Here is an 11,321-nt window from a genome sequence, read left to right as displayed (position 1 = left end):
CGCGAACCTGCCCATCCCCACCCCTGTCTCACGCACCTGGCGGACATCGTGCCGCATGGTCGCCGTCTGGCATCAGCCCATCCCAAGCCTTGTGCCCCGTTCTCGCCAAATGTCCGAGAAGCTCAGCCGAAGGGAGGACCCGGGTATCGGATTGGAACCCGGCTCAGAGGGCGTGCTAGGGTTCTCCCCGTTGCCAACGAGCGCCGCTAGCTCAACTGGCAGAGCAGCGGACTCTTAATCCGCGGGTTCGGGGTTCGAGTCCCTGGCGGCGCACCAACGAGCAAGGCCCTTACCTGGTAGTTCTCTGCCAGTAGGGGCCTTTTTCGCGTACGCCGGTGGTGGCTGGTCGCTCGGCGGGTGCTCGGGAGCGATCGGAGCTCCATGGCCCGAGGGCCACATCTGGGGCCAGAAAGACGTAAGCGAGCTCGCCAGAGCCGGTCGAAGGCCCGTGGGCTCGGCCTGCCGGCTGCTGTCGAGCGGCATTCGCGGATGGTGCCAGCCAGGGTGACAAGATCGTCGGCCCATGGCTTATTGTGCGTCTTTCTAAAACGCCTTGGGCGACCCGGCACCGCGACCCGGCACCACGAGGCGGTGTCGGCTTGAGCGGGACGCCGGAGGCGCCATTCTTGGACAGTTTCCGTTAGCAGCTAACGGAAACTGTCCAAGATTGCCAACGTCAGCCGTAGCCGGCGCTGCCAGTCGGCAGTTCGCGCACCAACTGCCGGTGCCGTGAACGCGTGGGTGGGCTTGATGTGGTTGCCCTGGCGATCCGTGCCGGCTTCAGACCTTCTACTCGCTGTTCGCCGGACTGAGACTGTCCACTCTGTACCAACTGCCCGGAAGTCCGGGTCAGCTGAGGAAGTATCGCTGCGTTGCCGGATAGCGGGGAGACATCGATCGGAGTAGGGTCTGCCCCTACCGCGGATTGATTCTTCGAGCGAAACGCGGCCCGCTACCTGCTCGCGGAAATCAGTTCCGAGCGAACCGGGTCGCCATTTGCCCTGTTCGGCTTCATGAAGGAGTTCGCGTGCAGCAGCACGATCCTGATGCGGTGCCGCCTTCCGCCGACCAGCGGAATCAGGTGGTCGATGGTTCTTCCCTGCCATCGGCGCGGCCGTCCGATGCCGGCGGCGACGCCACCCGCCCTGAACACGAAGGTGGGCGGTTGGCCAACCGTCCGCCCGGCTATCCGAACGCGCTCGTCTGGCTGCGCGTCGGGATCCTGCGTGACTGGCGCGGTGTGCTCGGCTCCTTCGTCGCCGCGTGGTTCTACGTGCCGGTGGCGTTGTTCACCGCGGTGGTGTCCGCGGTGGTCACCGGCCTTGTCTTTTCGTTCACCGGCGGCGGAATCCTCGAGGATCAGATCCCAGAGGTGGTTCGGGACGCCCCGATCGTCGGGGGCTTGATCAGTTCCTTCCTCCAGCAGTCGGGTGGTGCGATCGGCGGTTTCGTCGGTGCCGCGCTCGCGTTCCTGGCCGGCCTGCTGCTCGTGCCGGTCCTCCGGTTCAGGGAAGTGGACAACGGCGTGTCCCTGCTCGCCGAGCTGGCCGGAATAGCGGCTGCGGCCATTCTGGTGGGGTTGCTCTACACCCTGTACCGGGTGCTGCTGGAACATCGGCTGCTGCGGGTGTCGGGCGCGCGCGATCTCAGCCGCCGCGAGGCGGAACTGATCATGCCGATCCTGCACGACTGTGCGCAACGGCTCGGCCTGCCAGGTGTGCCGCGGCTGCTGGTCGAGGACGACCTGGTCAGCACGAATGCGCGCACCTATGCCCGGCACATCGTCGTCAGCACCGGTCTGCTCACCGATCCGCGGGAGGAGATCGCCGCGCTGCTCAGCCATGAGTTGGTGCACTGGCGTACCGGTGATGAGATCACCTCGGCCTTCGTCCGGGGGGTCGGGCTGCCGCTCGTCCTTGTGCATGCCGTGCCGACCTGGCTGATGCGGAGGTTTCCCCACCCGGCCACGAACCTGTTCGTCTTCATCGTCTTCTGGCCGGTCCTGCTGACCATGAAGTACCTGGTGCAGCCGCTGCATCGAGCGGATGTCCGAGCGGCGGAGTACCGGGCGGACATGGGTGCGGTGGTAGCCGGGCACGCCGAGGGTCTGCGGGCCATCCTTGAGCGCCGCAAGTCGTTCGAGAGCGGGCGCAGTGGCTGGGACGAAGCTGTCTGCGCCGAGCACCCGCCGAACGAATTGCGCCTGGATCGGCTGGAGAGGTTGCAGGCGGAGGGTGACGCCGCCGGACCGGGCACGCCGCCGAGGCGGGTGGTCGGCACCGCGGAACTCTTCGGCGGAGACGACCCGATCGATATGCGGCGCCCGGCCATCATCGGTGGTGCCGCTCTGCTGTCCGTCTGCCTGCTCTCCAGCCTGCTCGGTGTCGTGCAGTGGGGATTCTTCCGGCCGGAGGCTGCCGTCAAGGGGTACTTCTCGGCCCTGGCGGACCGTGACGTGGACGACCTTGCCGGGTGGCTGAGTTCGGAGTCCAAGGCGGCGGTGTCGAACGACGACCTCTTCGTCGAGAGAATCAAGTCGGCCGACTACCAGCCGCCGACCGACATCGAGATCGAGGCGATCGACCGGAAGGACGACGAAGCGACCGCCAAGGTCTCGTTCGTGATCGGCGGCAACCGGACGGAGGCTGAGCTGATGCTCCGCCGCGACCGCGAGTCGACGCTCGGTGTCTTCAAGGGCTGGCACATCGCCGACGGGATCTCCGCCATCTCCGTCGACGTAGGTCAGCAGGGCCTTCTGATCGACGGGGTGCCGGTGCCAGTTGCGGTGCCGGCGGGCGAGAGCCCGCAGGTGCAGTCGGTGCTCTCCGTGCCGGGTGTCCACGTTGTCAGCGTGGCGTCCAACCCGCTCAGCGAGACGGCACCGCAGACCGTGACCGTGCTTCCCGGCTCCGACTACGAGACTCCGGTCCAAGTCGTCCCAGCGCTGAAGTCCACGGCCCGGAGCAGCATCGACGAGCAGGTGAAGAAGTATCTCGACGACTGCGCTCAGCAGGCCGTAGCCGCGCCGCAGGGCTGCCCCTTCCGGCTCAACGGCTATCAGGATGCCGAAAAGATCAAGTGGACGATCAGTCAGTACCCCTCGGTGCAGATCGATGTGCTCGGCCCGGCCGGCGCGCAGGTCACGACGCCCTACGAGGCGCGAGGCCGGGTCCAGGTGAGCGGGACCTACCAGTCCTACTTCGGAGCGACTCCGTTCACCGAGAACTACTCGTACGGCGTCACCGGGTTCGTCACCGTCGCTGGGGAGCAGCTCTCGTTCCAGCCTGGCATCGACGATTGAACAGGAGCAGCCGATGACCGACGCGTACTCGCCCGCGAGGCAGCCCGTACGGCTACAGATGATCACAGATCTCCGGCAGCCGGCCCAGGTCTCGCTCATCGACTGGATCCATCGCCGCCCCGAGTTCCGTACCGGGGTGCGGGACCTGGGCGGACGTGCCGGCGGCGGGCGGGCCGGCTTCAGCGAGGCGGTCATCATCGCGGTGGTGGCGCAGAGTCTGTTGCCCGGCCTCTTCGCCCTGCTCCAGACCTGGATCAGTCAGCAGCCCAGCGGTGCCACCGTCCGCATGCGGATCGGCGAGGCGGAGGTGGAGGTGCAGGTGACCGGCCGGACCGATCCCAAGCAGTTGCTGGACCAGGTCACCCGGACGATGCAGGAGAACCGCGACACCGGCCCGGACGACACCATTTAGCGCCTCCGGGGCCTGGACGCGTCCCTCGCGCAGGGGGCGGGGCGGCTACCGCGCGTTCTGGGCGAGCAGGTGGAGGCCGAGCGGGGTGAGCCGGTGGACCATGGCGCCGCCGGCCCGGTCGCTGTGGACCAACCCGGCGGCGCGCAGCGCGGCGGTGTGCTCGGAGGCGGACGAGATGCTGATCCCCGCCTGCCGACCCAGGGTGGTCGTGGTGTGTCGACCGGGCTCGGCGAGCCAGCGGAGCACCGCCGCGCGGGTGTGCCCGAGGAGCCGGGCGAGCGGGTCGGGCCCGCGCGGGGGCGACCCGACGGGTGCCGGGGCCGGGTAGACGAGCAGCACCGGCCGTCCCGGCTGGACCAGGACGCGTGGGCGCAGGCCGGTCAGCGGACTGGGTACAAGGAGGATCCCCTCGCCGGTGCCGGGCAGCTCCGCGCTCCACCAACTGTCGATCTCCAGTACGGGCGGCCGCCACCGGATCGCCGGGTGCAGGCCGGCGAGCAGTCCGTCCACCCCGGATCGGGCGTACGTCTGCGCGGAGCGGGTGACCTGGTCCTGGTGGCTGAGCGTCAGGTGTGACCAGGTCGGCGCGAGGACCGCGTCGAAGTAGCGGTGCAGGGCCGTGGTCAGCAGGTCGAGCACCTGCGGATCGGCGGCGACCAGGCGCCGTCGCCATGGGCTGGGCGGCAGGTTCGCGTACGTGTCGGTGAGTTCGGTGGTGATCCGACGCCGTGGTGTGGCCCGGATCGACTCGATGCCGGCGGCCACCGACTCGATTCCCCCATAGGGGGTGAGGAAGTCGGGCAGCAGGCCGCGGGCCGGCAACAGGTGTCGCAGCGGGCCGGTGGTCGCCGTGACCGCTCCGGCGCGGGCGGCCAGATCGGGCATCAGCGCCGCCTGGGCCGGATCGCGCAGCGCCTGGTAGGCCAGGATCGCGGTGCCGACCGGGTGCGGGCGGTCGCTGAACCGGATCCGGGCCAGGTCCACCGCGCCGAGCCGCAGGCTGATCACAGGTCAAGGTTGCCAGCATTTCGGCGTACGCCGAAAGGGTTGACCCCGTGCTGACGCGCTGGCGATGGTGGCCGGACCAGTACGGGGAGGGTTGGCTGTTGCGTCGGGTAGCCGGTTGGTGCGTGACGATCAGTTTGCTGGCGGGGGTGGCGGCGTGTGGCGGCGACGTGGGGCCGTTGTCCACGCCGTCGGCGTCCAGGCCGGTGTCGTCCGGCCCCGCCGACGTGTCGACGGGGCCGGGGCAGCACGAACTGACGCTGGACCATGGCGGGGCCAACCGCGAGTACCGGCTGCACGTGCCGGCCGGGTACGACCCGGCCACACCGGTGCCGCTGGTGATCGCGCTGCATCCGTACCCGAGCAGCGGGGTGGAGATGAGCCGGCTGATCGGCCTGGACGAGGTGGCCGCCCGGGAGAACTTCCTGGTCGCCTACCCCGATGGCATCGGCGGCGGGTTCAACGCCCTGGTCTGCTGCGGCTCCGCGGACGATGTCGGGTTCCTCGTCGCGCTTGCCGAGCACCTGGTCGGCACCGGTCGGGTCGACCCGCACCGGGTGTACCTGACCGGCATCTCCAACGGCGGTGACCTGAGTTTCCGCGCGGCGGTCGAGGCGAGCGGCACGTTCGCGGCGATCGGTGTGGTCAGTGGCGGATTCATCGGCGAGCGGGCCGCCGCCACCGACTACGTGTCGAGGCAACCGGTCTCGGTGATTACCTTCATCGGGGGTCAGGACCGGTACGCCGAGCAGTTCCGGACCGGGGTCGGCGTGTGGCAGGACCGGTTGCGCTGCACCCTGGTCACGCCGGCGCCGACTCCGCCGGCCGCCGACAGCACGCTCACTCGGGCGCGCTGCGCCGACGGCAGCGACGTCGAGGTGTACGTGATCGAGAGCATGGGGCACTCCTGGCCCGGTGCGTCCGGCGGCGCGATGGCGGCACCCGACGCCGGGGTGACGGCCACCGAGCTGATCTGGAAGTTCTTCGCTGCCCACCCCCGGCAGCGGTGATCGCCGTCGCCGGCGGCCGGCGCGCGGCAGGGGCGATCAGAAGAGGGTGGTGGGCTCGACCGGGATCGGCTCGGGCAGCGGCGCCAGCCCGGGTACCCGGGTGCTTACCTCGTCGTGGAAGCGGCGGGCGAGGGTGGGCGCGTCGGCATTGTCCGGGGTGTGGATGAACACGGTCGGGGAGCGGCCCTCGCGCAGCCAGCCGGCGGTGATGTCGAGCCAGCGGCCCCAGCCCTCGACGGTCCGGTCCGGGTCGTCACGCCCGAGGTACCGGACGATCGGCCGGTCGGTCAGCGCCGCCGTGCGCAACGGCATCCGGGGTTTCTTGGTCCACGCGTCCCGTTCGGCGTCGCTGGTCGGTGGGTTGGCGAAGAATGCGGTGGTGTCGAACGGGATCCACTCCGCGTCCGCGTCGGCGAGCGTAGATTCCAACTGCCGTGTCGAACGCGGGTCGGTGAAGAACGCCGGATGGCGGACCTCCACGGCGGACCGGTGGGCGGCGGGCAGCCGGCGCAGGAAACGGGCCAGCGTGGGTACGTCGTCCGGCCCGAACGAGCCGGGCAGCTGGACCCATAGGGCGTGGGCGCGCGGGCCGAGCGGCTCGATCGCGTCCAGGAAGACCCGCATCGGCTCGGTGACCTCGGTGAGGCGACGTTCGTGCGTCACCACTTTCGGCAGCTTGACCACGAACCGGAAGTCGGGGTCGGTCTGCTGCGCCCAGCCGGCCACCGTGTCCCGGGCGGGTGTGGCGTAGAAGGTGGTGTTGCCCTCGACCGCGTCGCACCAGCCGGCGTAGTGCCGCAGCCGCTCGTGCGCCGGCAGGGGATGCGCCAACAGCCGGCCCTGCCACGACCGGTGCGTCCACATCGCACACCCGACGTGCAGGTGCATTTCCGCCGCTCCTCCTACCGCAGTCCGTGACGGCCGGCTACCGCAGTCCGTGACCGCCGGGTGGCCGACCGGATGGTCCAATCCGCCGACGTACCGTATCCGGTCCGGGGAGATTCGCCGAGCGATCGAACCGTCCGGGGCTCTCAACCGGAGTACGGGTCGACAGACAGCCAGACTCGGGGCGATCGAACGGGAGACTGGCACCGGCCGGCGGGCACCTCGCGGTGACGGTGACCGACCGGGCCGACGGCGGCGTCGAGGTACGCGGGATCGTGAACGGGATGCGGTACGCGGCTGACCGGGCACCCAGCGGCTGGAGTATTAGAATGACTCGCCGAGATTGGCGAGGAGGCGACTGTGCCGGACCGTTTCGCGGGCAGCATGGACGACCGGCTGACGTCGGATCGGCCTGTGGCGCGGTCCCGGCCAACGGCGCCGGTCATTCTGATCGGCCGCGAGGCGCCGCTCGCGGTCTTCGACGCGGTCGTCAAGGACCTCGCTCGCGGTCGAGGCCGACCAGTCTGGGTGGAAGGTGAGCCCGGCATCGGAAAGACGGTGTTTCTGGCCGAAGCGCTCAGCAGGATTGACATCGTGGGCAGTCGCCTGTTCGAGGCCCGCAACACGGACACCGTCGACTTCTTCCCGTTGCGTGCGTTCCTCGATGCTCTGCGCATTTATCCGACGGTGACCGACTCCGACCGGGCCGACATCGCCGACCGGCTGTGGGGCCGCGGAGCGGGCCCGGACAGCTCCGGCAACGCCGTGACAGCCGCCGCAGAAATGCTGATCCTCCTCGTGGATCGCATGTGCGCGTCAGGACCGGTTGTCCTGGCGATCGACGACATGCAATGGGCGGACGATGCCACCCTGGCGGTGTGGGGCAGGCTCGCCGAGGCTACGCAGCAGATGCCGTTGCTGCTGGTGGCGGCGGCCCGCCGCATCCCCAGGCGGGAGGAGATCGACCGGCTCCGCCGTCAGGTATCCGCTGCCGGAGGCGTCTGCATTTCCCTCGAACCGCTCGACGACGAGCAGGTCGACCGGCTCGTCCGCCAGATCGCGTCGGCCCCTCCGGGAGCGGGACTTCGGGCACTCGTCCGGAGGGCAGCCGGCAATCCCTTGTACGTGCGGGAACTGCTCGGCGCGCTCATGAAAGGCGAGCGGGTCCGGCTCGCCGACGATCAGACGCTCGAGCTTACCGACGGGGACGCCTCGGCGCCCAAGTCGCTGACCGCCGCGATCACGGCCGGGCTGGGCTACCTGGCCGGGCCCACCACCCGCGTGCTGCGGGCGGCAGCCGTGTTGGGTGTGGAGTTCCGGCTGGAGCAGCTCAGCGCCCTGACGGCCGAGTCGACGATGGCCCTGGCCGAGGTGATCGAGGAGGCGATCTCGGCGGGTGTGCTGGCCGACATGGACGAGGCCACCGGGTTTCGGCACGTGCTGATCCACCACGCCCTGTACCAATCCACTCCGGCCGCCACGCGGCACGCGCTGCACCGGCAGGCGGCTCGAACGCTGGCTGACGGCGGTGAGCCGGCGGAGAATGTGGTCACTCACATCCAGTCGGCACCAGGTCCGGTCGACCACTGGGTGCTGGACTGGCTCATCCGGGTGGCGCCCTCGATGACGATGCGTGCGCCGCAGGTTGCCGTCGAACTGCTGCACCGGGTCCTTGCGCAGGCCGATCAACGTGACCCACGCCGGCTCGTGATCGAGTCGCATCTGGCCGACGGACTCTTCAACATGGCCGACTACGCGGAGTTCCACCGGGTCGCGGTCCCGCTGCTGATTGACGTGGCCGATCCCCAGGTGATCGGGCGGATGACCTGGTTGCGCGTCTACGCGTTCATGCTCAATGGTCTACACCAGGACGCACTGGAGCTCGGTCAGACGGCACTTGCCGGGGCGCGGTTGCCGGCCAACTGGCGAGCCCGAACGCTCGCCCTGAACGCCGCAAGCCTCACGGTCCTGGGCCGGTTCGACGAGTCCCTCGCGATGGCTCGGCAGGCCGAGAGCGAGGGCGAGCAGGCGGCTGACCGGCTTGCCGTCGGCTGGGCCCTGTGGTCCTTGGCCCGCGCCACGGGCATCGCCAAGGACGACTCGGTCGCCGCACTGGAGGTGGCCGAGCGGGGTATGGCGATTGTCGGTGACGATCCGGCATCGACCGAGGTGCGGCTGTTGTTCGGCTCGACTCAGGCCAGCGCATTGTGGAACCTCGGTCGTCTGGACGAAGCCATGCGGGCACTGGGACAGGCACTGGCCTTGGCCGAGCGGATGGGCAGTCCGATGCGCCTCGCCGGGCTACGGACGCAGGCGGCCGAGTTCAACTTCCTCGGCGGACGGTGGGATGACGCCCTTCCCGAGCTCGATGCCGTACTCGACACTGTCGGGCCGCGGAACGCGACTCGGGTGATGCTCGCCGGCATCGGCGCGTTGATCGCGGTGCACCGTGGCGACGACGCACTACTCGAGAGATACCTGGCCGCAGGCACGGAGTTGGCCGTCGACACGGCAGGGTTCTCGGAGAATCTGCGCGCTGCTCGGGCGTTGATCGAGGAGCGGGAAGGGCGCCCGGACGAGGCCCTTGCGCTGTTCCTCGCCCTGCTCGATCCAGATGGATCCGATACGTTCCCAAATCTGACCTCCCATCGGTGCGTGCTGATCACGGCCGTTGTCCGGCTCGCGATCGACCTCGGTCGCCGGGACATCGCCGAGGTTGCCGCGTCGGCGTGTATCACCGAGGCAACCCAGCGGCCGGAACCCTCGAAGCTGGCGGCGGCGAGCCACTGCCGAGGGCTGGTCAACCAGGACGCGACACACCTGATGGCCGCGGCCGACGAGTACGCCCGGGCCGGGCGTGCCCACTCGCGGGGGGAGGCACTCGAGGACGCGGCCGAGGCACTCGCACGCGCCCGGGATCTCGTCGGGGCCCGGGCCGCCCTCTCCGATGCGCTCGACATCTACGCGAATCTCGACGCCCACCGGGACATCCGTCGAGCTCAGGCGCGCGTGCGGAGGTTCGGCGTACGGCGCAGCGCTCGGGGAGCCCGGTTGAGGGCAAGTACCGGTTGGGAAGCGTTGACCCGGTCCGAGGTCACGGTGGCGAAGCTCGCAGCGGCTGGCCGATCCAACCCGGCGATCGCGGCCGAGCTGTACCTGTCCCGCAACACCGTGCAGACTCATATGTCCCACATCCTGATGAAGCTCGGTTGTCGATCACGTCAGGAGATCGCCAGGTTCGTCGTCGGCACCGATTCCCCGGTGGGTTCGGCGGCGGGTTCCACGGCGGGCGGCTGAGCGAGCGTCGTCCACGTTGCCTCCCGCACCTCGTGACCGCACGGGCTACTACCCATCCGTGCCCGTCACCGACTCGTACGGGCGGGAAGGCCGCGTGGGCTCACCGCCGGACGGCGGTGAGCCCACGAACGTCGGACGGCGGTGCGGTCAGGCCCGGGACCACTTCTGGTTGGGGGTGCCGGCGCAGTCCCAGAGTTGGAGCCGGCCGCCGTTGTTCGGGTTGTTGTCCCGTACGTCGACGCACCGGTTCGCGTTGAGGTTGACCAGGTCTCCGTTGCCGTTGAGGGTGAAGCGTTGGGCCGGGTTGCCGTTGCAGGTGACGAGGTTGACCTCGGTGCCGTTGGCGGTGCCGGCCCAGGCCGGGTCCATGCACTTGCCCATGGCGCGGATGGTGCCGTCGGCGGCGAAGGTCCACGCCTGCGCGGCGGTGGTGTTGCAGTCCCAGACCTGCAACGGTGCGCCGTCGTACGGGTTGGCGCTGGGGATGTCGATGCACCGGCCGCTCTGCTGGCCCCGGATCCGGGTGGTGCCGGAGTTGCCGTCCGGGACGTAGCTGTAGACCCGGACGTAGTCGACCAGCATCTGCTGCGGGAACTGGGTGGAGCCGTCGGGGTAGCCGGGCCAGTTACCGCCGACCGCGACGTTGAGGATCATGAAGAACGGGTGGTCGAACACCCAGCGGTTGCCGCCGAGCCGGCTCGGGTCGACCCGGAAGAACTCCTGGCCGTCGAGGTACCAGCGGATGATGTTCGGTTCCCAGTCCACCCGGTAGGTGTGGAACGTGTCGGCCAGCGGCTGACCGATGGTGCGGCTGCCGCCGATCCCGCCGCCGCCGGAGTAGCCCGGCCCGTGGATGGTGCCGTGGACGGTGTTGGGCTCCCGGCCGATGTTCTCCATGATGTCGATCTCGCCGGCGGCGGGCCAGCCGACGCTGCCCATGTTGTTGCCGAGCATCCAGAAGGCCGGCCAGATGCCCTGGCCACGTGGGATCTTGATGCGCGCCTCGAACCGGCCGTACGCCTGGGTGAAGGTGGCGGCGGTCAGCAGCCGGGCCGAGGTGTACTCACACCGGCCGTAGTGGCACTGGTAGTTGGCCGGGTTCTCCCGGCGGGCGGTGATGACCAGGTTGCCCTGCCCGTCGTGCACCGCGTTGCTGGTGCTGTTGGTGTAGTACTGCCGCTCGTTGTTGCCCCAGCCGCCGCCGCCGATGTCGAAGCGCCACCGGGACTGGTCGACCGGCGTGCCGGCCGGCGCGTTGAACTCGTCCTGCCAGGTGAGGCCGCCGATGGCAGCGGCGGCCGGCGCGGTGTTCACGGGTACGACGAGCACGCTGGCGACGACGGCCGCGGCGAGGACGGCGGCTCCCCGTCGGAGCCTGCGGGAGATGGCGGACACGGTGATCTCCTTGGGG

7 protein-coding genes and 1 tRNA gene are annotated in these 11,321 nt (G+C 69.6%); 5 read left to right on the top strand and 3 right to left on the bottom strand.

Annotation, left to right across the window (positions count from 1 at the left end):
• The first annotated feature begins 200 nt into the window (after positions 1-200).
• The 3 genes from C1I95_RS04625 (at position 201) to C1I95_RS04615 (ending at position 3,713) form a co-directional block, all read left to right on the top strand.
• Positions 201-276 (top strand) — tRNA-Lys (locus tag C1I95_RS04625).
• 889 nt (positions 277-1,165) lie between these two features.
• Positions 1,166-3,301, top strand: a complete 2,136-nt coding sequence (locus C1I95_RS04620) for a M48 family metalloprotease (protein ID WP_111212506.1) — start codon at positions 1,166-1,168, stop codon at positions 3,299-3,301.
• Between the two features lie 13 nt (positions 3,302-3,314).
• Positions 3,315-3,713 (top strand): effector-associated constant component EACC1, encoded by a 399-nt coding sequence (locus C1I95_RS04615; protein ID WP_111212505.1) that lies wholly within the window; start codon positions 3,315-3,317, stop codon positions 3,711-3,713.
• Between the two features lie 45 nt (positions 3,714-3,758).
• Here C1I95_RS04615 and C1I95_RS04610 read toward each other — a convergent pair whose 3' ends face one another.
• A complete protein-coding gene (locus C1I95_RS04610) occupies positions 3,759-4,721 on the bottom strand; it encodes an ArsR/SmtB family transcription factor (RefSeq protein WP_111212504.1) in 963 nt (320 codons plus the stop codon).
• 122 nt (positions 4,722-4,843) lie between these two features.
• On the opposite strand from C1I95_RS04610, the gene C1I95_RS04605 reads away from it, so the two are divergent.
• The gene (locus C1I95_RS04605; RefSeq protein ID WP_233513362.1) at positions 4,844-5,728 is read left to right on the top strand and encodes a CE1 family esterase; all 885 of its coding nucleotides are present in this window, start codon (positions 4,844-4,846) and stop codon (positions 5,726-5,728) included.
• Positions 5,729-5,764: 36 nt separating this feature from the next.
• On the opposite strand, the gene C1I95_RS04600 is transcribed toward C1I95_RS04605, so the two are convergent.
• Positions 5,765-6,616, bottom strand: a complete 852-nt coding sequence (locus tag C1I95_RS04600; protein WP_111212503.1) for a DUF72 domain-containing protein — start codon at positions 6,614-6,616, stop codon at positions 5,765-5,767.
• Positions 6,617-6,973: 357 nt separating this feature from the next.
• Here C1I95_RS04600 and C1I95_RS04595 point away from each other — a divergent pair, with 357 nt between their 5' ends.
• Positions 6,974-9,910 carry a helix-turn-helix transcriptional regulator gene (locus tag C1I95_RS04595; RefSeq protein ID WP_111212502.1) on the top strand — a complete coding sequence of 979 codons (2,937 nt, stop codon included), beginning with the start codon at positions 6,974-6,976 and terminating at the stop codon, positions 9,908-9,910.
• Between the two features lie 147 nt (positions 9,911-10,057).
• Here the strand turns inward: C1I95_RS04595 and C1I95_RS04590 are convergent, their stop codons facing one another.
• Positions 10,058-11,305 carry a glycoside hydrolase family 16 protein gene (locus C1I95_RS04590; RefSeq protein WP_111212501.1) on the bottom strand — a complete coding sequence of 416 codons (1,248 nt, stop codon included), beginning with the start codon at positions 11,303-11,305 and terminating at the stop codon, positions 10,058-10,060.
• Between the last annotated feature and the right edge of the window lie 16 nt (positions 11,306-11,321).

This window comes from Micromonospora craterilacus (genome assembly GCF_003236315.1).
GTDB classification, from domain to species: Bacteria; Actinomycetota; Actinomycetes; order Mycobacteriales; family Micromonosporaceae; genus Micromonospora; species Micromonospora craterilacus.
Note: the sequence above shows the minus strand (reverse complement) of the source record. Positions and strands in the feature narration are given on the sequence as shown.